General features: G+C 31.8%; 23 protein-coding genes. 15 read left to right on the top strand and 8 right to left on the bottom strand.

Annotated elements, in window-relative coordinates; translation table 11 throughout:
* Window position 1: 1 nt before the first annotated feature.
* The 3 genes from ACTS9J_RS03585 to ACTS9J_RS03575 form a co-directional block, all read right to left on the bottom strand.
* On the bottom strand, window positions 2–862 hold the full coding sequence (locus ACTS9J_RS03585) for an ABC transporter permease (protein ID WP_280045514.1): 861 nt from the start codon (window positions 860–862) through the stop codon (window positions 2–4).
* A 61-nt stretch (window positions 863–923) separates the two neighbouring features.
* On the bottom strand, window positions 924–1,970 hold the full coding sequence (rfbB, locus tag ACTS9J_RS03580; protein WP_448352860.1) for a dTDP-glucose 4,6-dehydratase: 1,047 nt from the start codon (window positions 1,968–1,970) through the stop codon (window positions 924–926).
* A 21-nt stretch (window positions 1,971–1,991) separates the two neighbouring features.
* The gene (locus ACTS9J_RS03575; RefSeq protein WP_448352859.1) at window positions 1,992–3,158 is read right to left on the bottom strand and encodes a nucleotide sugar dehydrogenase; all 1,167 of its coding nucleotides are present in this window, start codon (window positions 3,156–3,158) and stop codon (window positions 1,992–1,994) included.
* Window positions 3,159–3,405: 247 nt separating this feature from the next.
* Here ACTS9J_RS03575 and panB point away from each other — a divergent pair, with 247 nt between their 5' ends.
* The 11 genes from panB (at window position 3,406) to ACTS9J_RS03520 (ending at window position 15,646) form a co-directional block, all read left to right on the top strand.
* The gene (gene panB, locus ACTS9J_RS03570) at window positions 3,406–4,221 is read left to right on the top strand and encodes a 3-methyl-2-oxobutanoate hydroxymethyltransferase (protein WP_125349417.1); all 816 of its coding nucleotides are present in this window, start codon (window positions 3,406–3,408) and stop codon (window positions 4,219–4,221) included.
* 93 nt (window positions 4,222–4,314) lie between these two features.
* The gene (locus ACTS9J_RS03565; RefSeq protein ID WP_180905832.1) at window positions 4,315–4,677 is read left to right on the top strand and encodes a four helix bundle protein; all 363 of its coding nucleotides are present in this window, start codon (window positions 4,315–4,317) and stop codon (window positions 4,675–4,677) included.
* A gap of 53 nt (window positions 4,678–4,730) precedes the next feature.
* Window positions 4,731–5,414 carry an RluA family pseudouridine synthase gene (locus tag ACTS9J_RS03560; RefSeq protein ID WP_280049736.1) on the top strand — a complete coding sequence of 228 codons (684 nt, stop codon included), beginning with the start codon at window positions 4,731–4,733 and terminating at the stop codon, window positions 5,412–5,414.
* 24 nt (window positions 5,415–5,438) lie between these two features.
* Complete coding sequence (locus ACTS9J_RS03555) at window positions 5,439–6,299, top strand: lysophospholipid acyltransferase family protein (protein WP_448352858.1); 861 nt, start codon at window positions 5,439–5,441, stop codon at window positions 6,297–6,299.
* Between the two features lie 12 nt (window positions 6,300–6,311).
* A complete protein-coding gene (locus ACTS9J_RS03550; protein ID WP_448352857.1) occupies window positions 6,312–7,304 on the top strand; it encodes a glycosyltransferase family 2 protein in 993 nt (330 codons plus the stop codon).
* A 106-nt stretch (window positions 7,305–7,410) separates the two neighbouring features.
* Window positions 7,411–8,193 carry a GLPGLI family protein gene (locus tag ACTS9J_RS03545; protein WP_280045507.1) on the top strand — a complete coding sequence of 261 codons (783 nt, stop codon included), beginning with the start codon at window positions 7,411–7,413 and terminating at the stop codon, window positions 8,191–8,193.
* A gap of 70 nt (window positions 8,194–8,263) precedes the next feature.
* Window positions 8,264–9,049, top strand: a complete 786-nt coding sequence (locus ACTS9J_RS03540; protein ID WP_448352856.1) for a GLPGLI family protein — start codon at window positions 8,264–8,266, stop codon at window positions 9,047–9,049.
* Between the two features lie 98 nt (window positions 9,050–9,147).
* Window positions 9,148–9,750, top strand: coding sequence for a bifunctional nicotinamidase/pyrazinamidase (pncA, locus tag ACTS9J_RS03535; protein WP_114998876.1), 603 nt, complete (start codon window positions 9,148–9,150; stop codon window positions 9,748–9,750).
* Between the two features lie 141 nt (window positions 9,751–9,891).
* Window positions 9,892–10,668, top strand: coding sequence for a GLPGLI family protein (locus ACTS9J_RS03530; RefSeq protein WP_280035293.1), 777 nt, complete (start codon window positions 9,892–9,894; stop codon window positions 10,666–10,668).
* A gap of 95 nt (window positions 10,669–10,763) precedes the next feature.
* Window positions 10,764–13,511 carry a TonB-dependent receptor gene (locus ACTS9J_RS03525; protein ID WP_448352855.1) on the top strand — a complete coding sequence of 916 codons (2,748 nt, stop codon included), beginning with the start codon at window positions 10,764–10,766 and terminating at the stop codon, window positions 13,509–13,511.
* A 113-nt stretch (window positions 13,512–13,624) separates the two neighbouring features.
* Window positions 13,625–15,646 carry a hypothetical protein gene (locus ACTS9J_RS03520; RefSeq protein WP_448352854.1) on the top strand — a complete coding sequence of 674 codons (2,022 nt, stop codon included), beginning with the start codon at window positions 13,625–13,627 and terminating at the stop codon, window positions 15,644–15,646.
* A 41-nt stretch (window positions 15,647–15,687) separates the two neighbouring features.
* On the opposite strand, the gene ACTS9J_RS03515 is transcribed toward ACTS9J_RS03520, so the two are convergent.
* From ACTS9J_RS03515 to dapF, 3 genes are read right to left on the bottom strand one after another with little or no spacing between them, the layout of a single operon-like run.
* A complete protein-coding gene (locus ACTS9J_RS03515) occupies window positions 15,688–17,088 on the bottom strand; it encodes an FAD-dependent oxidoreductase (RefSeq protein WP_448352853.1) in 1,401 nt (466 codons plus the stop codon).
* 29 nt (window positions 17,089–17,117) lie between these two features.
* Entirely contained in the window at window positions 17,118–18,140 is a 1,023-nt protein-coding gene (mltG, locus tag ACTS9J_RS03510; RefSeq protein ID WP_448352852.1) for an endolytic transglycosylase MltG, read from the bottom strand.
* A gap of 9 nt (window positions 18,141–18,149) precedes the next feature.
* Window positions 18,150–18,926, bottom strand: a complete 777-nt coding sequence (gene dapF / locus ACTS9J_RS03505) for a diaminopimelate epimerase (RefSeq protein WP_448352851.1) — start codon at window positions 18,924–18,926, stop codon at window positions 18,150–18,152.
* A gap of 161 nt (window positions 18,927–19,087) precedes the next feature.
* Here dapF and ACTS9J_RS03500 point away from each other — a divergent pair, with 161 nt between their 5' ends.
* The 3 genes from ACTS9J_RS03500 to ACTS9J_RS03490 all read left to right on the top strand — a co-directional run bounded on the left by ACTS9J_RS03500 (window position 19,088) and on the right by ACTS9J_RS03490 (window position 21,710).
* Complete coding sequence (locus tag ACTS9J_RS03500) at window positions 19,088–20,605, top strand: Do family serine endopeptidase (RefSeq protein WP_286479125.1); 1,518 nt, start codon at window positions 19,088–19,090, stop codon at window positions 20,603–20,605.
* Between the two features lie 105 nt (window positions 20,606–20,710).
* Window positions 20,711–21,160, top strand: a complete 450-nt coding sequence (locus tag ACTS9J_RS03495) for a hypothetical protein (RefSeq protein WP_448352850.1) — start codon at window positions 20,711–20,713, stop codon at window positions 21,158–21,160.
* A gap of 67 nt (window positions 21,161–21,227) precedes the next feature.
* Window positions 21,228–21,710 (top strand): hypothetical protein, encoded by a 483-nt coding sequence (locus tag ACTS9J_RS03490; protein ID WP_448352849.1) that lies wholly within the window; start codon window positions 21,228–21,230, stop codon window positions 21,708–21,710.
* Here the strand turns inward: ACTS9J_RS03490 and ACTS9J_RS03485 are convergent.
* The gene (locus ACTS9J_RS03485; protein ID WP_291047749.1) at window positions 21,682–22,197 is read right to left on the bottom strand and encodes a hypothetical protein; all 516 of its coding nucleotides are present in this window, start codon (window positions 22,195–22,197) and stop codon (window positions 21,682–21,684) included. The genes ACTS9J_RS03490 and ACTS9J_RS03485 overlap by 29 nt on opposite strands.
* Window positions 22,198–22,296: 99 nt before the next feature.
* Between ACTS9J_RS03485 and ACTS9J_RS03480 the strand changes: the two genes are divergently transcribed.
* Window positions 22,297–22,872: a DUF3575 domain-containing protein gene (locus ACTS9J_RS03480; RefSeq protein ID WP_291047747.1), complete on the top strand. Its 576-nt coding sequence runs from the start codon at window positions 22,297–22,299 to the stop codon at window positions 22,870–22,872.
* A gap of 38 nt (window positions 22,873–22,910) precedes the next feature.
* On the opposite strand, the gene ACTS9J_RS03475 is transcribed toward ACTS9J_RS03480, so the two are convergent.
* A complete protein-coding gene (locus ACTS9J_RS03475) occupies window positions 22,911–24,230 on the bottom strand; it encodes a dihydrolipoamide acetyltransferase family protein (RefSeq protein ID WP_291059149.1) in 1,320 nt (439 codons plus the stop codon).
* Window positions 24,231–24,392: the final 162 nt, after the last annotated feature.

Raw genomic sequence — 24,392 nt, 5'->3', positions numbered from 1 at the left:
ATTAAACAGTATCCATAAATGATTTTTCAACTTTATTGAAAATTAATGTTCCAATAACTAAAAGTACAAAAATCACCAATGTTGAGTAACCTAATAAACCAATTGTAAAATCTCCTTTTCCTAAAAATCCATATTTGAAACATTCAAATATTCCCGTTAGAGGATTTAGTTCTACCAACCATCTGTATTTATCAGGAAAAGATGATAAGGGCATAATGACCGGTGTTGCGTACATAGCTAATGAAACTCCAAAACCTAATAACATATTCACATCTTGATATTTCGTTGTCAAAGATGATAAAATCATTCCTGTTCCTAGTGCAAATGCAGCCATTAAAATAATTAAAAATGGTGTTGCTAATAACCACATATTTGGTTCTATAGATGCACCAGTAAAATAATAATACAACACAACTATAATAAATAATGTGAACTGAACACCGAATCGCATTAAGTTAGACGTTACAACAGAAAGCGGCATGACCAAACGAGGAAAGTAGACTTTTCCAAAAATAGAAGCATTCCCTCTAAATACTGAAGCTGTTCCTGTAAGACAAGAAGAAAAATAATTCCAAAGTATATTTCCTGCTAAATAAAAAGCAAACATTGGAGTCCCATCAGTTGATAAACCTGCCACTCTTCCAAAAATAATAACAAACATTACTGTTGTAAGAATCGGATTGATAAAAAACCAAATTGGTCCTAAGATGGTTTGTTTAAAAGACGTAATAAAATCACGCTTCACCAACATATAAACCAAATCTCGGTAACGCCAAACTTCTTTTAAATTTAAAGAAAATAAACTGTTTTTTGAAGTAATTACGTTAGACCAACTTTGATTTGTTTCTGAGTTTAAACTCATAAAATAAATAAATTTAGGTTGTTTAAAATTTTTAGGTTCTTTTTCCAAAACCTAAAACTATTTAATTATATTGTTTTTCGTAATAATTTTGGTAATCGCCAGATGTTACATTGTCTAGCCATTCTTTGTTGGATAAAAACCAATCAATTGTTAGACTCAAACCTTGCTCAAACGTCACACTTGGTTTCCAGCCTAATTCTTCGTTGATTTTAGTCGCATCAATTGCATAACGCAAATCGTGTCCTGGACGATCTTTCACAAATGTGATTAATTGTTCTGAAGTTCCTGCTTCTTTACCCAATTTTTCGTCCATTTGCTTGCACAATTCTTTTACCAAATCGATGTTTTTCCATTCGTTGAAACCTCCTACATTATAAGAACCTCCATTTTTTCCTTCGTGGAAAACTAAATCAATCGCTTTTGCATGATCGATCACAAATAACCAATCGCGCGTATATTTTCCATCTCCATAAATTGGAAGTGGATTTCCATTCAAAATATTATGAATACACAACGGAATTAATTTTTCTGGAAAATGATTTGGTCCGTAATTGTTTGAGCAATTTGTCATTACAATTGGTAAACCATACGTATCATGATATGCTCTCACAAAATGATCTGAAGATGCTTTTGATGCAGAATAAGGTGAATGCGGATCATACGATGTTTCTTCCGTAAAGAATCCTTCATCTCCCAAAGCTCCGAAAACCTCATCTGTCGAAACATGATGAAAACGTTTTCCTTCGAAATTATTGTTCCAAATCGTTTTGGCAGCATTCAATAAGTTTACTGTTCCAATCACATTCGTCATCACAAAATCCAACGGATTTGTAATAGAACGATCCACGTGAGATTCCGCTGCTAAATGAATAACACCATCTGGTTGATGTCTTTCAAAAACTTCTAATATATGTTTTGCGTCAGTAATATCAGCTTTTACGAATTCGTAATTTGATTTACTTTCGATATCTTTCAAATTCTCTAAATTTCCTGCATATGTCAACGCATCAAGGTTGATAATCTTCATTTCAGGATATTTTAAGACAAATTCTCTTACAACGTGAGAACCGATAAATCCAGCTCCACCTGTAATTAAAATAGTTTTCATAGTATTTTATAGTTGTTATTTTTAATCGTTTCCAAACAAATCTCGGGTATAAACTTTCTCTTTCACGTCAGCTAATTCAGGTGCATTTCGATTCGAGATAATCACATCACATGCTGCCTTAAAAGCTTCAAAATCATTCATCACTTTCGATCCAAAGAAAGAATCTTCTTTCAGAACCGGTTCATAAACCACCACTTCAATTCCTTTTGCTTTAATACGTTTCATTACTCCTTGAATTGCTGATGCTCTAAAATTATCTGAACCTGATTTCATAATCAAGCGATAAACACCAACTTTCTTAGGATTTTTAGCGATGATAGAATCTGCAATAAAATCTTTTCGCGTTCTGTTTGCATCAACAATTGCTTGAATAATATTATTCGGAACTGCATCATAATTAGCCAATAATTGCTTCGTATCTTTTGGCAAACAATAACCACCATAACCAAACGATGGATTGTTGTAATGCGAACCGATACGAGGATCCAAACCAACCCCTTCGATAATTTGTTTACTATCTAAATTGAATGTTTGCGCATAACTATCTAACTCATTAAAATAAGCGACACGCAATGCTAAATAGGTATTCGAAAATAATTTGATTGCTTCAGCTTCTGTTGAATGTGTAAACAACGTCGGAATATCTTTCTTAATTGCTCCTTCTTTTAACAAATTCGCAAAAACTTCTGCTCTTTCGCTTTGCTCACCAATAATAATTCTTGAAGGATATAAATTGTCGTATAAAGCTTTTCCTTCTCGCAAAAATTCAGGAGAAAAAATAATATTTTGATAGTCTAATCGTGATTTTAAATCTTCAACAAAACCAACTGGAACTGTCGATTTTATAATAACTACAGCATTCGGATTAAATTGTTTAACATCCTTTATAACCGATTCTACGCTTGATGTATTAAAATAATTTGTTTTTGGATCGTAATCTGTAGGCGTTGCTACAATCACATATTCTGCCTTTGCATACGCAGTTTCTTTGTCTAAAGTCGCAAGAAAATTAAGTTCTTTATTCAGCAAAAAATCTATAATTTCTTTATCTTCAATTGGAGATTTTTTTGCATTGAGCATTGCAATCTTTTCTGGAACAACATCTAACGCCACTACCTCATTATGCTGAGCTAATAAAATTGCGTTAGACAAGCCAACGTAGCCTGTTCCCACTATTGCTATTTTCATTTATGGTTATTTAAAATTAGTTTAAGAGAACAAATTTAGTGAAATTCTCTCAATTCGAATACCAATTTACTAAAAATGAGCAAATAGACAAGCTTATTTACGTTTATAAAACTGTAAAAATTGTTATTTCATTTTCAACGAACCGATTATCTAGTTCTTCATTTGTCAAACTGGAAAAAATTTCAGTCAAAATTAGTTCTGTTTTAATATTCAAATTAACTTTACAAAAGTTAAAAATATAAACGTAATGTCTGTAAATAAAGAAATCAAACGTATCACTACCGAAACTGTGCGTAACATGAAATTTACCGGAGAAAAAATTTCGATGTTAACGGCTTACGATTTTACAATCGCTTCGCTTGTAGATGCGGCTGGAACTGAAGTTATTTTAGTTGGTGATTCTGCGGCTAATGTAATGGCTGGTCACGAAACTACTTTGCCAATTACTTTGGATCAAATGATATACCATGCACAATGTGTCGTTCGTGGAGCAAAACGCGCTTTAGTTGTAGTTGATTTACCTTTTGGTACTTATCAATCTGACCCACAAAAAGCCTTAGAATCTTCAGTTCGAATCATGAAAGAATCTGGTGCACATGCAATCAAATTAGAAGGAGGGAAAGAAATCGAAGAATCTATTCGTCGTATCGTAAATGCTGGTATTCCTGTTATGGGACACTTAGGTTTAACTCCTCAGTCTATCTATCAATTTGGTTCATATAAAGTGCGTGCAAAGGAAGATGCAGAAGCAGAAAAATTAATTAGCGATGCTAAATTATTAGAAGAATTAGGATGTTTTTCATTAGTAATGGAGAAAATCCCAGCTGATTTAGCTGCTAAAGTAACAGCCTCTGTTAATATCCCTACAATTGGAATTGGAGCAGGAGCTGGTTGCGACGGACAAGTTTTAGTTGTACATGATATGTTGGGATTAAACAACGAATTCAAACCAAAATTTGTTCGTAAATATTTAAACTTAGAAGATCAAATTCACCAAGCAATTGGACAATATGTTGCTGATGTAAAATCGGGCGACTTTCCAAATGCGAATGAACAATATTAGAAATTAAGGTTAAGGTTGAGATTGAGGAAAAGACAAAACTCAATCTTAACCTCTTTCTAAACTTAATCTTAGTCTAAACCTTAAACTTACCACATGCCTTATCACGATTTCACAGAAATGCCAATTTGGATAAAAGCAATGAATATCGCTGTTCAAGTTTTTGAGTTAAGTTCAAATTTACCTCGAACAGAAGATTATGGGTTAACATCACAAATAAGACGTTCTGCAGAAAGTATTTCAGCAAATATTGCTGAAGGTTTTGGCAAATCTAGTATTAATGATAAAGTTAAATATTATGAAATCGCAAAAGGTTCGGCTTTCGAAACAAAATCTCATTTGTATTATGGACAGAAAGTTGGATATTTTAACGAAAACACAATAAATCTTCTTCTTGAAGAATTAAATGCTACAATTTTTGAGATTAATAAACTCAAAAAAGCATTAAAAATTAAATAAATTCTAATTAATTAGGTTGACTTTTCCTAAGTCTTAACCTTATTCTCAATAACATGAATCCAGAAATTTTATTCGAAGACAATCATTTGTTAATCATTAACAAAAAAGCGGGCGAATTAGCACAAGGAGACGAAACGGGAGACATTCCACTTATCGATAGTCTAAAGGACTATATAAAACAACGTGACAATAAACCTGGAAATGTTTTCTTAGGTTTAGTTCATCGATTAGATCGACCTACTTCTGGTGTGTTGATTTTTGCCAAAACTTCGAAAGCCTTAACGCGTATGAACGAAATGTTTCAGAAACGAAACATTGACAAAGTTTATCGCGCGATTGTACAGAGTAAACCTCCAAAAGACTTCGAAAGATTGGAACATTATCTAAAGAAAAATCCAAAAAATAATAAAACAACGGTTTATTCTAAACCAACGCCTGATGCTAAAAAAGCAATTTTAGAATACACCTATTTAGGCGCTTTGGATACTTTTCATTGTGTCGAAGTGAAGTTATTTACAGGTCGTTCACATCAAATTCGCGCGCAACTTTCTTCAGTTGGTTGTCCTATCAAAGGCGATTTGAAATACGGCGCTAAACGTTCTAATCCTGATGGAAGCATTTGTTTACATGCGCATCGCATTACATTTGAGCATCCTGTCAAAAAAGAAGAAATAACAATCGTAGCTCCAGTTCCGAAAGATGTAATTTGGCAAGCAACGAACAAATTTAATTCGTAAATTTGTCGCTTATTTGTTTGTCAAATGAACAACATTTTTTATTTCATAATTTTTCAAATTTCGCGTTTACCTCTTTCGGTTTTATACAGATTTTCGGATTTTTTGTTCTTTCTGTTGTACACGGTTATTGGTTATAGAAGACGTGTCATTAGAACAAATTTAGAAAACTCTTTTCCCGAAAAATCTCAGGAAGAAATCAAAGCTATTCACAAGAAATTCTATGCTAATTTTTGTGATTATTTGGTCGAAACCTTAAAAAGTTTTTCTATTTCTCAAGAAGAATTGGACAAACGATTTACATATTCTAATCTCGACATTTTTAATGAAATAAAAAATGAAAAACGAGATGTCATGATGATGTGTGGGCATATTTTTAATTGGGAATGGTTTATTGGAACAGTAAAACATCTACCAACAAAAGAAAGTGCAGCTGTTTATCATAAAATTCGAAATCCTTTTTGGAACGATAAAATCAATGCTATGCGTGGTCGTTTTGGCACAAAAGCGTTGGACATGAAAGATGTGTTGCGTTTTATGATGAAAACTCCAAATGATGGAGAATTAGCGTATTTATTTGTTGCTGATCAAAGTCCAAAACAATCAGCTGTTCACTATTTTATTGATTTCCTGAATCAGAGAACGCCTGTTTTTAATGGTTTTGATAAAATTGCACGCCGCAAAGATATGGCTGTTGTCTTTTGTCAAACCGAAAAAATAAAACGCGGTCATTATCACACAACTTTTATTCGACTACAACCTCAACAAGATAAATTTGAAGAAAATGAAATTGTTCATCAATTTTTTCATCATTTAGAACAAACCATTCAACAACATCCAGATAATTGGCTTTGGAGCCACAAACGTTGGAAATATGCCGATTTGTAATTTTAAATATTCATGAAAACAGCAATTGCAATCCTAAATTGGAATGGCGAAAAATTATTGCCTCAATTTTTACCTTCGGTTATTAACAATTCTAAAAACGCAACAATTTATGTAATTGATAATGCGTCGACTGACAACTCAATCGAATTGTTGACAACTCAATTCCCTTCTGTCAAAATCATTCAGAACAAGGGAAATTATGGCTTTGCACAAGGCTATAACGAAGGTTTAAAAGAAATTGATGCAGAATATTTCTGTTTATTAAATTCGGATGTCGAAGTAACTGAAAATTGGATAGAACCAATTGAAAAATTGTTTGACAACAATCTTGACATCGCCGCAATTCAACCCAAAATATTAGACTACAAAAACAAAGAGTATTTTGAATATGCCGGTGCTGGAGGAGGTTTCATTGATAAATTTGGTTATCCATTTTGTCGAGGACGTGTTTTTTCAACTTTAGAAAAAGACAATGGGCAATACAACGACACCACACAAATTTTTTGGGCTACGGGTGCTAGTTTATTCGTTCGAAAAAAAGATTTCTTTGAACAAAATGGTTTTGACGAAGAATTCTTTGCACACATGGAAGAAATCGACTTGTGTTGGCGATTAAACAATACTGGACGAAAAATTTATTATTGTGGAGAATCGACTGTTTATCATTTGGGCGGTGCAACTTTGGATAAAGCCAATCCAAAAAAATGGTATCTAAATTACCGAAATAGTTTGTGGATGATGCTTAAAAATCTACCTGCAAACAAACTTTTTCCGATGCTTTTCACACGTCTTTCAATGGATGGAATTGCTGCTGTTGCCTTTTTACCAAAACAAGGACTTCCACATGTTTGGGCTGTTTTCTTATCACATATGCATTTTTATTTTGGTTTTATAAAAATGTATAAAAAGCGTCAACAAAATCAAATAAAAAATTATTCGGATAAAGAATTATTGCCATTTCAGTATTTCGTACAAAAACGTCAGTACTTTAAGGATTTAAAATAATCTGTCTTCAAATATTAAATCATTTCTTAAAATTTCTATAAATTTTTAATTCTATTATTGTAGAATATAAAAATATTACTATCATTGTAGAACAAATCAAACTACAATGAAAAAAATAGTTACATTATTTACTTATTTCGTTCTACTTACCACGATTTCTTTTGCACAAAAACTTGAAGTGAATTATCAAGAGATTGTAAAAGTAAATGCAGAAGAATTTAAAGGTTCTGTAAAATTTTCTACAAATGGTAAAGAAAGCACAATTCCGACTGATGTTTACAATGACATGATTAAGAATATGCAAGAGCCAAAAGATTTTATCTTAACAATCAATGAAAACGAATCATCTTACAATAAAGTCGAAAAAATAGATAATCAACAAGGAGGAAACGGGATGAGAGTTTCGATGAGTTTTGGAGATTCAGGAAATGGTTTATTCAAAAATTTAACTACAAAAGATTATTTGAAAAGTGTAAAATCATTTGACAAAACTTATACAATAAAAGATAAATTAACCGAATACAAATGGCAATTAACACGCGAAACAAAGAAATTAATTGGTTTTGATGTCAAAAAAGCAACCGCAATTGTGGATAGCACAACAACTGTAACTGCGTGGTATGCTCCAAGTATTGCAATAAAAGATGGACCTGGAATTTACAATGGTTTGCCTGGTTTGATATTAGAAGTCGAAATCAAAAACTCAAAAAATAAAGGAATCGAAAGTAGTACTATTCGTGCAACAGAAGTCAAAGAAGTGCCAAATCTAAAACCAATTGAAAAGCCAAAAGATAAAAATACAATCACCAACGAAGAATATAAAGCGTTGAGTGAAAAAGCAATGGAAAGGTTAAAACAGATGAGCTCTGAAGGTGTTAGTAAGGATTAAAGAAAATATTTTCATCCTTCATTAAACATTTTATACTATTTCTTGTCTAAGAGCTATAATCACATTTAAAATGAAAAAAATAATTTCAGTTTTTGTTTTACTAATTAGTTTTTCGGCCTTTGCGCAACAAGAAAAAGTAGAAATTTCGTACACAACACGTATTATTTTGCCAGACGATTTTACCTTTCAACCTCCTGGAGGTGGCAATGGACGTACGATGCCAAAAGAAATGCAAGAGCAATTCAAAAAAAATATTCAGGAGCCGCAAGAAGCTAAGTTGACTATTTTGGGAGATGAATCTTTGTATAAAATGGTTGAAAAAATATCAAACGATCAAAGTCAAGGAATAAGAAGTCCACGTGGAGGCGGAATGCGAATGATGTCGATGAATGGAGATAATATTTATAAAAATAGTACAAATCATCTGCTTTTAAAAGAGCAAAACATGATGGGAAAAAGTTATGTTGTGAAAGATTCTTTGCAAAATTTTGATTGGAAATTAACGCGCGAAACGAAAACAATTTTAGGCAACGAAGCCAAAAAAGCAACTGCTATTATTGATAGTGTTCAAACAACAGTTTGGTACATTCCAACATTGAAATATAAAACTGGCCCAGAAAATTATTGGGGATTACCAGGTTTAATCGCAGAAGTACAAACAGAGATTAACAGAGGAATGTTTAAAGGTTCTAAAATTATTTCTTTGACAGATATCAAAACATCAACAAATACAAAACCAATCGAAAAACCAAAAGATAAAGGTGCTATTTCTCAAACAGAATTTGATAAATTGATGCAAGAACAACGCTCACGTTTCGAAGAAATGAGAAATTCTGGCGTAAATAAACGAGATTAAGGTTTCTTAAAATTCGATTAATTTTCATAAAAATTGGTTCAATTTCATATTATAAAACTTATATTTAATTCTAAATTAATCTTAAGAAATAAAATACTATGAAAGCTTTAATCATCGTAGATATGCAGTACGATTTTTTACCAGGAGGTTCGTTGGCTGTGAATGATGGAGATAAAATTATCGAACGCATAAATAAATTGCAAGAAAAGTATGATGTTGTTGTGGCAACGCAAGATTGGCATCCAGCAAATCACAAAAGTTTTGCTTCGCAACACACAGATAAACAACCTTTTGATGTAATCGAATTAGGTGGAAATCGTCAAGTTTTGTGGCCAGATCATTGTGTACAAGGCACTAAAGGAGCAGAAATACACAAAGATATCAAGCAAAATAAAATAAGTGCAATCATCCGAAAAGGTATGAATCCAGAAGTAGATTCGTATAGTGCTTTTTTTGATGTGAATAAAAAGAATCCAACAGGGCTAAATGGATTTTTGAAAGATCATAATGTAACGAGTGTATACATTTGCGGTTTAGCAGCTGATTATTGTGTGTATTACACAGCAAAAGATGCTTTAGCATTGGGATATACAACATATATTTTAGAAGGAACAACAAAGGCTATTAACCAAGAACTTTTTGATGAATTGAAAGAAGATTTTATCAAAAAAGGAGGAAATGTCTCGACGTATTTATTATAATATTATCAATAAATCGTTAGATAAAAATGTCATTTGAAAATCCTTAACTTTTTGAATGACATTTTATTTTTTAAAATAAATTCAAAAAATATCTGTAACATTAGTCAACAAAAGCAGACTAATTAAACAAATACAACAATTATGAAAAAAGCAATCTTAACATTTGCCTTAGGAATTATCACAACTACAGTTTCTATCGCACAAGACAATAAAACACAAAATATCGATGCAACTTATGTTTGCGAAATGAAATTGGATTATGACAAAACAATGGCACAAGTTCCTCAACAATATCGCTCACAAGTTGGTCCAATGTTGAAAGCTGAAATTGATGCTGGTGTTTTCATGAACTATTTCTTAAAAAGTAATTCAAAACAATCAACTTTTGTATTAGAACAAAAAGTAGGAAATGCTCAATCTCAAGGAGGAATGATTGCTCAACAAATGGCATCATTCGATAATAAACCAACTTATAAAGACTTTACAGTAACTCCAAATTTGTATTACAAAGAAGTTGATATGGGGGCAAAACAATATTTGATTAAAGACCAAATTCCTGATTACAAATGGAAAATTTCTCGTGAGAAAACTGATATTGCAGGATACAAAGCAACAAAAGCAGAAGGCGTTATGATGGATTCTATTCCAGTAACAGCTTGGTTTGCGCCAGAAATTCCAATAAAAGATGGACCAACTTCTTTAGCTGGCTTACCTGGTTTAATTGTAAAAGCTCAATTTGATTACCAAGGAACAACAATGATTTTCACTTTAAAAGAATTAAAACTTTCGGATAAAGAATTAAAAGTTAGCATTCCTACAAAAGGTGAAACTGTAACGCATAATCAATTCATGAAAATTGTAGAAGATATGCAAAAAAAGATGAAAGAAATGATGAATAGCGGTGTAGATACCCAATAATTCATTAAACAAAATATAAAACACATCTGTTTCTAACACATAAACAGATGTGTTTTACAAAAACTCTATTTTGAGTCATCAACTAAAAAATACATATGAAGAAATTACTCTATATAATTTTATTTACTTCAGCTGCTCTAATCTCATTTGCACAAGAATGTAAATTAAAAGGTGCTGTTGCAAATGATGCTGGAATTCCTGTTACAGATGCTTCTGTCTCTATTTTTGATAGTAAAAACGAAGGAAAAGGTTTTGTTTTTACAAGTAACATGGGTGAATTTGAATTCAAATTGCCTTGTGGACAAAAATATGATATCGAAATTGAGCAAGCTGGTTACGAAACATATGTAGAAAATGTTGATTTGACTGAAAATGTCAACAAAAAAATAAAGCTTAAACAAGGAAAAGAAATTTCCTTAAAAGAAACAATCGTAAAAGCTCAACAAGCGATCAAAGTAAAAGGTGATACAATTGAGTTTGATGCAGATTCTTTCAAAGTTGGAAATGAGGAAACATTAGAAGATATTCTTAAAAAATTACCTGGAATTGAAGTTCAAAATGGAAAGGTAATGTACAAAGGTAAACCTATGTCGCAAGTAACAGTTGGTGGACGTGAAGTTTTGGGTGGTAACGAAAAATTATTGAACAAAAATTTACCTTCGGATGCGGTTTCTAAAATTCAATTAAATACTAAGTTCAAGTCAAATCCGTTTGCTTCTTCCTTACAAGAAGATGACGAACAATTCTCGTTAAACATCGAACTAAAAGATGATATGAAACGTCTTGCATTTGGTAATGTAACGTTAGGTGGAGATGCGGACAAACATACAGATGCGCAAGCAAAGATTTTCTATTTCTCAGAAAAAACAGACGGAACATTAATCAATGATTTTAATACATTCGGGAAACAAGTTTTTGATCAAGATGATTATATGAGCTTCTTTGGTGGATATTCTGAATTTAATTCTGAAGGAAGTATTTATTCATTAAGAGGAAATTCGAACAATCTAAACTTGATGACAAAAAATGATGCACCGAGTATGAATACCTATAATGGTGCTGTGCATTTTGGTGTTGAACCAAATAAGAAATTAAAAATCTCTGGTTTTGGTTTACTTAATACCAATAATATTCGTTATGATTCTAGCGAAGAAAAATATTATAACAATATTAAAAACCCTTATACAACTGTCGATCAGGAACAAAATAAGAGCAATATTTTGATGGGAATGTCCCGTTTACGTTTAGATTATAATCCGAATGATAAAGGACAAATTAAATATCGTTTAAACTTTAATTATTTAGATAGCGAAAACGAAAAATTAATTGATACGTACTACGAAGGTCAAAAAAATAGCTTTAGAAATGTTAATTCTGAACAAAAGAATTACTCTTTATCACAAACTTTATCTTATATCCGCAAAGTTGGTCGCGATGATAATGTTGGTTTATATTTCCGTCATCAATATCAAAAAGACACACCAGATTACAATGTTTTATCAACAGCAAATCCGTTCTCATCTTTTAATTTATTCAAGAATTTATCTCAAGTAAATAATCAATATAATATCAATCAAGATCAAAACTTTGTTTTGAATACTGTTCAATTATACGGAATTTACAATCACTTGTTGACAAATACATCTAACCTTAAAGTAAAAGTTGGAACAAATTTTAGTACGCAAGATTTTGATAATAAAATCTATGATTTTCAGAAATTAATGAATGATAATTCATTAATCAGTAATACAGATTTAGATTACAACGAGACTTTTGCTGATGTAACGTTGACAAAGAAACTAGGAAACTTTCAAGTAGATGCTGGTGCGGGAGTTTCGTTCTTTAATGAGAAATCGAAATACCAAGATGGTGAAAAATTAAATCGTTCGGAAACGAAATTTTTACCTCACCTGAATTTGCAATACAAGTTCAACAATGCAACAAGTGTTCGCGCAAGTTATTCACAAAACTATAGCTATCCGTACACAAAAGATTTTAATGACTCGTACACGATTCAAAGTTACCAATCGATTTTCTATGGAAATAGAAACTTACGACAAGCTTTGACGCATACAGCAAGTCTTAATTTTAATCATTTTAACTCGTTCACATTCTTTAATATTTTTGCGAATTTGAGTTATACATTACAAGAAAAAAGTATACAAACGCAATCTGTTTTAAACCGTGATTTTATTATCTCTGGAAACGATACAATTGTAAATAACTATCAGTTCAATACCTTAATTAATTCTGGTAATAACCAAGAAACTTATTCAGGATATTTCATGATTGGGAAACGTTTTGCTAAATGGTACAATGCACGATTAACAGGTAATATTTCTACTTCTAATTATTATACCATTACACGAAATATTGAATATGAAAATGGAGTTGTTAAAAATGATGATTTGAACAATGTAAACAACAAAAGTTTTAATCAAACATATAATTTAGAGAACTCATTCACATTCAAAAAGAAATTTGAATTGAAGGCTGGGGTTAATTTAAACCTAAGTAAATATCAATCATTATCTGAACAGAAATTTACGAACTGGCGTCCATACGGGGAAGCTGCTTGGTCCGCTACAAGTAAATTATTAGTTCAAACCGATTTCTCTTATCGTTTACAATACCGTGATGGAGTAGAAATAAATACAGCAAAAGAGTGGAATGCTTCTGCGCGATACAATATTGCGAAGAAAACATATTTAACGCTTACAGGTGGAAATTTATTAGGAAACAACGTAATTGTTTCGAATGGATTTAATGATAACTACATATCGACTACAACTAAAAATGTTTTGGGAAGATATTTTATCGTGAGTTTACGATATAAGTTCTAAATCAATAGATTACATTTTTATCATAAAATTTAACGAAACGCGTCTACTTTGTAGACGCGTTTTTTTTATAAATAATTTTTGTACTTTTAATCTAATCAACTAAAAATAAATAAATGGAAAACCCTACTACCGAAATTTATAAAATTATTCAACCAGAAAATTGGACAAAGAGTTTAACAGACGAACAAATTATTGAACTTTCTAAAGAAACTGATTTCTCGAAAAATATTTTAGATGAAGGACGAGATTATTGTTACTTTTTGGACAAAAAATTTTATGTAACACGTGAAAAACATATCGAGTATGTTAACATGTCTTACACCTTAACCGATCCTGCAAATTTAGAAAAAGCTTCTACTTTCGATACAATTGTCGAAGAAAACGAAATTTATTTGATTCATAGAATTTCTGTGATTCGTGATGGAGAGTTAATTGATAAATTAGCAGATATCACTGTAAAAGTTTTAGATAACGAAAATGATAGCGGTTCTGGCGTAATCAACAAAAGCAAAAAAATTAATATTTCGATCAAAGATTTGCGTTTATATGATATTCTTGTATTAGAAGATGCAAGAGAAAAAATATTTACTGATAAAGATTTTGTCCGCAAAGAATACAGCCGATATTTATGGGTTAGCCCTGATTCGTATTGGGCATATGGAAATTATACGTTCGAATTAATCAATGAGCGTGATGATGAATTTGTTTACAAGAAAAACTTCTTCCGTGACCAAAATGGAAATGTAATCGAACCTGAAACAGGAACAATTTCTTCTGGTGGTTCTTACGTTTTTGAGTTAGTAAATTATCTTAACCCAACAGATCCAAATCGCGAGATTTTTCCTTACATCGATTTTGCAACAAAAAGCACGTGGGAAAAGCTTTCAAACTTTATTTCGCCTTATTACGAAGAAGTGCTTAACAAAGCTAATCTTGAAAGTTTCGCACCAAATCTGATTGAAAAATTAAATGAATTTTCTGACATCGAAGATAAAATTGAATATGCGATAGAATATGTTCAAAACCATATTTATTATATCTACAATGCCGATGAAATGAGCGGTCACAAACCTCAAGAAGCAGAAGTAACTTATGCAAATAAACAAGGAGATTGCAAGGCAAAATCTATTTTATTGAAAGTTATTTTTGATTATCTAGGATTAGAATCTTCAATCATTTTACTGAATTATAATACTGATTTCTATTTCAAATATTATCTCCCTTCGTTGTTGGCTTTCAATCATGTGATTGTAAAAGTGAAACATAATAATGAGACATATTACGTTGATGCAACAATGCGTAATGAGTATGGTTACTTAGAAAATAGAAGCTTTATTTATTTTGCGCATTATTTAGAAATTAAACCAAATCAGACCTTACAAATTCGCGAACCTTACAAATTTCCTAAATTTTGTATAGATGAAAAAGTCAGTGTAGTTGCAAAAGGAAACGAAGGTTATTTAGAATCTCAATCGATTTATCGTTACAATCGTGCAAATAATATGCGCCGATATTTCAAGAATACCAACAAGCGCGAAATTATTGATAGTTGGAATAGTTTCTTTTATTATGCGTTAAATTATAGTGCAGATCGCCCTGAAATGGATTTGAGAGAAATTTTTAAAGACACTTCGATTGAAATTGTTTCGGATGATAAAAAGCTGAACGAATTAACGATAAAATATAAAGCACGAATCGAGAATCCATATTTTAAAGATAAAGTAACAAACGAACGCTTCTTGATGTTCTTTGATCGAAATATCCCGAAGAATAATGTGAGAGATTTTATTCACGAAGATGCAAGTTTTTGGCATAATTTCGATAGTGAAAAGTATGAAATAAACTTATCAACCGATCAAAAAATTGATACAAAAGAAAAGTATACGATTCAAGAATCGACGATTAATGATAAATATTTCACCTACTCAAGTAGAAAGAAAATTACAGCGAGCGGAGGAAGTGCTTACATTGAATACAATCCTTCGACGAATCATGAAATTACGATGGAAAATTTCGAGGAATTCCGAAATAATCATTACACAATTGCAGATAGTAATTATGGTTTAGGTATTGATATTATCGAATCAGGATTAATGAATATGCTAAAATTTAAGATGAAAAAAGCTTTCAAATAATCAATCAAAAACTCCTGAAAAATAATTTTCAGGAGTTTTCTTTATTTAATCACTTGCGGATAATCAAACAAATTATTCGGATCATATTTCTTTTTCAACTTTTGCAAACGAACCAAATTATTTCCGAAATAAGCATTATTTGCATCAGGAAAATTGATATCTGGATAATTTCGGTATTGTTTTACATTTCCAAGATTTCTTAATAATTGTTGCACTTCTTCAAATGATTTTGTCAACTTTTCTTCTTGCGAAGGTAAATCCCAATATGCTTGTAATTCGCTTAAATAATTAATATCACGATGCGGATAAGCAGAATCTGAAACTTTGACTTCATTTATTTTTCCTCCCAAAGTATTTATCTGATAAATCATTCCTTTAGAAGCAACAACTTTTGCAAAAATATCTTCCAAACCTTTTTCTATATCTTCAATTCCTGAGTACAAACCAGCCGAAGAATTTTTGAAATAAATTGGTTCTGTTACACCATAATAATTTTTGAGTGCAGCAGCCAGATTTCTATTTTTCATCGGTTTGTAATCATTCGCTAGTGGAATTAAACTCGAAAATGTTTTCTCAAAATCAGTTTGATTTGCTGCAAAATTAGTAAATAAAATCGTTAAAAATTTTCCATTCAACACAAAAGCCGAAAAAGCTTCGTTGGGTAACTTTTCCGTTGTTTGAAACCAAAGCCGAATTAATTTAACAAATTTATCAGAAGTCAAATTATTAAATTTCATACGATATCCACTGAAAGATTGTGGTGCTGGATAAGTTTTGAAATGTAATTCTGTCACAACACCAAAATTTCCATTTCCGCCTCCTTTACACGCCCAAAGTAAATCTGGATCTTTATCAGAATCGATTATATTTCCTTTGTAATCGATCATTTTTACACGAAGCAAATTATCACAGGTCAAACCATATTTCCGACTAAAAAAACCGTAACCACCGCCCAAAGTCAAACCTCCAATAGCGACAGTTCCACACGAACCAGCTGGAATAATTCTTTTCTTAGGTAAAAAATTCGCATAAATTTCCTGCAACAAACAAGCTGGTTGTAATTTCACTTTATTCTCGTGCAACCACGTAATTTTATTCATCAATCCAAGATGAATCAACAATCCGTTATCAACATTCGAAAAACCTTCAAAACTATGTCCTCCACTTCGAATGGCAATTTTTAGTTTCTTTTCGTTTGCTAATGCAATTGCTTTTTTTATTCCAGTTTCAGATTTACAAACTGCTATAATTTTCGGAAATTTCTCAATTCTTTTATTGAATGATTTTCTGTATTGATCATACTTTTCATCATCTTTTGTCAAGATTATTAAATCATCATCCAAAAAATCATCAAACGAATAAAAAGACATAAAAAAAATTCCTAAACTACCTGTACCAAGCAGTTTTAGGAATTCTCTTTTTGTATAATTTGATTGTAACATAGCTAAAATTGGTTTAGCTAAAGATACAACTATTTGATATTATTCTCTTTTAACCAATTTCTATAATTCTCAGCATTTTTCAAATGTTCCTGATAATCATTGGTATAAATGTGGTAACCTGGTTTTTTAGGATCTGCAACAAAGAAAATAAAATCGTGATTTGCTGGTGATAAAACCGCATCAATTGCTCCTAAATTTGGCAAACAAATTGGCGCTGGTGGTAAACCTTTGTTACGATATGTGTTGTAGGCATTCGACGACCACGTCCATTTTTTATACACACGTTGCACTTTTTGATCCCAACCATTTTCCATTTTGTACGCATAAATAGAAGTTGGATCGGCCTCTAAACGCATATCTTTCGCCAAACGATTCATATATGCACGTGCAACTTTTTGTTGTTCATCCATATTATCAGACGATTCCAATTGCACAATAGACGCCAACGTTGTGACTTGCAAAGGTGTCATGTTGAGCGCTTTTGCTTTTGCCAAACGATCTGCATTCCACACTTTGTCGTGTTGCGCTACCATTTTGTCCACAAACTTTTCTGGTGTTAATCCCCAATACACGAAATACGTGTCTGGGATAAAATATTGCTTAACTGTTTCGTCGTTTAACGTTGTATCGTTTTTTTCTTTCACAAAATCGCGAATAGCCGTCAAAACTTCGATAGAATCCATATCAATTTGCTTGGAAACTGATCCTGCTAAATGATAAATTGTCGGTTCATTTTTAATACGAAGCTTCACTTCCTCTTGCTCTCCTCCTTGCAAACGATCAATAATATCGCGGTTAGAATCTGAGCTTGAGATTTTATATTTTCCAGATTTTATCGTTGCTGGATAATCTGCATCTTCTGCATATTGTTTGAACAATTTTTCATCCTTCAAAAATGGTTTTAAAGAATCTAAAACTTGTTCAAATTTAGCTCCACGAGAAATATAAATATAACCATCTTTGGTTGCATTCCCTTTGAAACCGTCTATAAATGTACATCCTACAAATGCGAATGAACAGATTAATATTAATACTAAATTTAATTTTTTCATTGGATTGAATTAAATTTCAATTTCACCTTCAAAAACTTTTACTGCTGGTCCATTTAACCAAACATTGACAAAGTTATGATTATTTTCTTCAAAATTTACAGATAAATCTCCACCCATTGCTTTTACTTTGATATCTTTTTTGTCTACCAAATTTTTGACATAAGCAGAAATCGCTGCAGCCGTAATTCCTGTTCCGCAAGCTAAAGTTTCGTCCTCTACTCCACGCTCATACGTACGAATTGTAAGACTACTATCTGGCATAACTTCAACAAAATTTACGTTAGATCCTTTCTCAAAATAAGGCGCACCATTACGAATTGCTTTTCCTTTTTTGTAGACATTAATATCTTCCACATTCTCCACAAATTCTACGTGATGCGGCGAACCTGTGTTCATAAACAAATATTTGTCGTGATCTTCCACTTCATTTACATCAATCATCTGTAAACGAATAACTTCTTGATCTACGATACCATGATGCAAACCATCAATCGCATTAAATGTCATTTTGTCATTGGCAACATCCAAATCATTTGCAAATCGAATAATACAACGTCCTCCGTTTCCGCACATTGTACTTTCATTTCCATCTGAATTGAAATACACCATTCTGAAGTCTGAATTTTCATCATTTTGTAACAAAATCAAACCATCAGCTCCAATCCCAAAATTACGATCACATAGCCTATTAATCAATTCTGTAGAGATTGGAAACGTTTTTTCTCGATCATCAATCATGACAAAGTCATTCCCAGCTCCTTGATATTTATAAAATTTTAATTTCAACTTCTTTAATTTTAAACAAAGTAAAGACATTTTTGTCACTCTTAACTAATGTTATAAAAGATTTATAATATAGTGTTAACATGCGTTAAACGGTTTGAAATGTTAAAATTTTGGTCTTAAATTTGATTTAATCTAAAACATTAAAAACTTATATAATAAAGATGAAAAAATATACAGGATACTTATTAGTTGGATTAGTGAGTTCTATGACAACTATGGGAGGTTTTTATTTGATGAACGAAAATGGAAGTAATCCATTTATTACAAATGCGAGTAATCAGAAAAACGGAGACTTTGAATTTGTAGATTATAAAGGAAATTATGGATATGATGCGCCAAACTTTGTACAGGCATCTAACAAAGCAGTACATACCGTTGTGAGTATCAAAAATTATTCAAATCAAAGACAGCAACAACAGCAACAAATGTTTGATCCGTTTGATTTCTTTTTTGGTCAACCAGAACAACAACAAAGAGGAAGACAACAACAGCAACCTGATCAAGATCAACCATCTGGAATGGGTTCTGGTGTAATTATTTCTCAAGATGGATATATAGTTACAAATAATCACGTGATACAAGGTGCTTCTAAAATTGAGGTGACATTGAATAATCAAAAAAGTTATATTGCCGAATTAGTTGGAACAGATCCAAGTACAGATATTGCCTTATTGAAAATTAGTGAAAAAGGTTTACCATTCACAAAATTTGTCGATTCTGATGCCATTAATGTTGGAGATTGGGTTTTAGCAGTTGGTAATCCATTTGGACTGACTTCTACTGTTACAGCAGGTATTGTTTCAGCAAAAGGTCGTAGCATTAATATTTTAGGTAAAAATTCTGAATCACCAATCGAATCGTTTATTCAAACCGATGCAGCGATTAATCCAGGAAACTCTGGTGGTGCTTTGGTGAATGCTAACGGAGATTTAATTGGTATCAATACAGCTATTTCTTCGCCAACAGGAGCTTATTCTGGTTATGGATTTGCTGTTCCTGCAAACTTGGTGAAAAAAGTTGTGGAGGATATCAAATCATACGGAATTGTACAACGTGGATATTTAGGTATCAAAGGTTTTGACTTATCGAATGAAGATGCTGTAAAACAATACAACAAACAATTCAAGAAAAATATTAAAACCGATAATGGAGTAATGGTAACTGAATTGGTTGCGAAAGGATCTGCAATTGATTCTGGAATCGAAGAAGGCGACATCATTACAGCTGTAGATGGAAAACCAATTACATCTTTCTCATCATTATCATTCATCGTAGGTAGCAAACGTCCTGGTGACAATGTTGCACTTACTGTAAGACGTGGAAACTCTGAGAAAACATACAACATTACATTGAAAGATGCTAAAGGAAGCACTAAAGTGAGAAGCAAATCTGACTTAACGCCAACTGAAGTTCTTGGTGCAGAATTTGAGCCATTAACAGAACGTCAAAAAGATAGTTTTGGAATCAATTATGGTGTAATGGTAAAACATCTAGATAATGCAGGAAAATTAGCTGCTGCAGGTGTTCAAGAAGAATTTATTATCTTATCAATCAATGATAAAAATGTAAGTTCACAAGACGATATCGAAAAAATCTTAAAAAATTATAAAGGTCGCGTATCAATTAAGTTTGCAGATTATTACGGACGAATCTATACAAAAGGATTCACGATGGATTAAAATTTTGAGTCGATTTTAAATTTTAATAAATCATTATAAATAGCTACAACTTATCTTGTTGTAGCTATTTATCTTTACACTAAATTTAATTTCAAAACCAAACGTATGACTTTAAAGAAAATCAGTACAATCTTCATTCTTTTATTCTCCTCTTTTGCATTCAGTCAAAACTTATTTGGCGTTTCAGGAAGTTATTCTAATCAATCTGGGAACTTTGCCAAACTAGGTCTGTTTTACACATTTGGATTAGGTGACACATTTCTTACTCCACGAATAGACGCCAACATCAACATGGCTTATATGCGAGATAATTTCCATGTCATTCCAGAAATTGGCGTTACAGGATTTCTTGCTTCGAGTGGATCATACATTTTTCCTTTTGTGGAAAGCGAATTTACTCCTTATAACATTACTCCAAAAGTTGGATTAACATTTATGACTTTGATCGATTTTGGGATTGGTTATGGTTTTAAGATTAATAAAAAAGATAGTTTTAAACCTATCAAAGGTTTTCAATTTTCAATTGGAGTAAATATACCTCTCAATTTGAAATAAAAAATCATTAATGATGATGAAAATTTATTTTTTGGGAGAAAGCTAAATAATTCATTAATTTTATCACATGAAAAAGTTCATCGCAATCTTTGTTTTTATCATTAGTTTTCAAGCGAAACCACAACAAAATTTATCCGATTATTTTACAATTAATCTTGGTTATGAATATTGGAACGGAAATTACGGAAAAGTTGGAACAGATTTGTTCTTAGTACAAGATAATAACAATATTTTGACGTTTAGCGCCAATGCTAATTTGGGTTATATGAAAGACAAATTTCGTGTAATTCCAGAAGTTGGAGCTGGATATATGTTCAATTTTCGCAACAATACTGGTGATCCATATAGCTCTAACTTTAACTCTGCTTTTTATGTTATCCGTACTGAAGTTTCTCCGTGGACAATTACTCCAAAAGCTGGTATCGCAGTTTTGAGCATTGTAGAGTTAAATGCTGGCTATTCTTTCGAGTTTAGAGAAAATAAGGATTTTAAAGATATGAGCGGTTTCCGAGCTGGATTAACTATTCACTTGCCGACTCAGCTTTTTTAGCATTTCTAATACTTTTACGCAATTCTTTCAAACGAATATATAAATCTGAAGTCGACGCATTTTCTTCAATTGCATTAAAAATAAAGACACCTTTATCAATATAAAAGAAGATGATAGCTTCGTGATCTGCTACTTTAAAAGCATTTGTAATCCCATTTATTTTGTTCTCAACCCAAGATAATTTGCATGTTTTCAAATCAAAAATATGATCTTCATTACCCAAAATATCTTTGAAGATTAATTGTTCTCCTTGCGCATACAACACACCACTTCCTTGAAAAGATTTCATTTTAAGAAATCTACCTTGCGGACGCCCAATATTATAACGTACAACAGCCTTTAGATCTACCTGATCTGGTAAACTTTTCAGCGTATGTTGTTCATTTTTCTCTCTGACTTTCGCATCAGATACGGCAATAACAAAGAATATCGAAACAAAAATTCCGAAAATCAAAAATATTATTAGGATTGATATGATTGGTGCCATAATATATTAAATGTTAAGTAAAGTTATAAAAAAGCTTGAATTAATATCTAAATAAACCTTTTTTTTTACCTTAGCTTCGCAAACTGATAAAAATTACGAATGAATAAATTAATTTGGTTGTTATTTCCCGCCACAATCTTTGCTCAAAAAGGAGAAACACAAATAAAAGTTAATGCGTTAACAATGCCACTTGCAATGGTAAATCTTGGTGTTGAACATGCAATCACAGATAGAATAACTTTACAAGCTGACGGTTTTATCTCTCCTTGGAAATCATTTGCAGGTAATCATTTACAAATGTATATGGCTTTTGGTGAAGGTAGATATTACTTTGATAAATCTTTTAGTAAATTTTATATAGGTCCAAACATTGGAGTTGGTTTCTTTGATATTCAAAAATGGAATTATTGGAACACTGATAAATATCAACGTGGAGTAGCAATCTTAACAGGAGCTACAATAGGTTATCAAGTAAAAATTAACGAACATTGGGGATTAGATGTTTTTGTTGGTGGAGGACACTCTCAAGGAAATTACAAAGGATATTATAAAGAAGATTCTCCTAATTTGGGACGATATGATTCTGCGCAATCATTTAATAAAAGTGGGGAGTGGCTGCTTTACAAAGGCGGTGTAATGCTTACTTATAAATTTAAACGAAAAAAATCCAACTAAAATTAGTTGGATTTTTTATATCTAGTATTATTTTACTCTTACACAGGCGTATTCATATCGAAAGCCTCTAGATATTCGGCAACACGTTTTACAAACATACCTCCTAAAGCTCCATCCACAACACGGTGATCGTAAGCATGAGATAAGTACATTTTATGACGAATTGCAATCATATCTCCTTGCGGAGTTTCGATAACAGCAGGTTTTTTCACAATTGCACCAACAGCCAAAATAGCTACTTGAGGTTGAGGAATAATTGGCGTTCCTAATGTATTTCCGAAAGAACCAATATTTGTAATTGTATACGTTCCTCCCTGTATTTCTGCTGGTTTCAATTTATTATTACGCGCACGATTTGCTAAATCATTAACCTGAGAAGCTAACCCCGCTAAATTAAATTGATCTGCATTTTTGATAACAGGAACAATTAAATTTCCACTTGGTAAAGCAGCCGCCATTCCAATATTGATATTTTTCTTCTTAATAATTTTATCTCCATCAACCGAAGCATTAATCATTGGGAAATCTTGAATTGCTTTTGCTACAGCTTCGATAAAAATTGGCATGAAGGTAATTTTCTCACCATGTTTTTTCTGAAATTCATTTTTATTTTTATCTCTCCACAACACAATATTCGTCATATCAACTTCTACGAAAGACGTTACGTGAGGAGCAATTTGTTTTGCTTGTAGCATATTTTGCGCAATAATTTTACGCATTCTATCCATTTCGATAATTTCGTCTCCTTCACCAACAGAAATTGGCGCAGATTGCACTTGCGGTGCTTGAGGTTGAGCAACTGGTGCAGCAACAGAAGTCGTAACAACTGTTTTCGCTGGTTGATTTCCTCTATTTTTAACGAAATCCAAAATATCATCTTTCGTTACACGTCCGTCTTTTCCTGAACCTAAAATTTGATCTAACTCAGCCTGAGAAACACCTTCTTCTTTCGCAATAGATTTTACTAAAGGAGAATAAAATTTATCATCTGACGAAGTAATAAGCGTTTCAGTTTTGATTGTTGCAACTTCAGCTTCGATAGATTTTGCTGCATCAGCAATTTCCTGATCGCTATTTGTATCTACTTCTTCTACCGAATCAGCTTGTTCTACAACTCTATCAACAGACAAAATTGCGATAGGCTCACCTACTTTTGCAATTTTGTCTACTGGAACTAAGATTTCTTTTAAAACTCCTGCAACTGGCGAAGGAACATCAGAATCTACTTTATCTGTTGCGATTTCTACAACCGATTCATCTTCACTAATCGAATCGCCAATATTTTTGATCCAATTTGTTACAGTAGCTTCCATTACACCTTCTCCCATAGAAGGTAGAATTAATTTATAGTCAGACATTCTTGTGTTATTTGCTAAATACAAATCTAAACATTTTTTCGATTCAAAAAAATACTGTTAAAAAGATTAATGTATTTTATTTTTAAATTATTCGCATTAATATCATAAATAATTATCAATTTAATAATTGATCTAACATTTATAAGATTATTTTTAATGATT

This window comes from Empedobacter sp. ULE_I140 (assembly GCF_053482575.1).
Note: the sequence above shows the minus strand (reverse complement) of the source record. Positions and strands in the feature narration are given on the sequence as shown.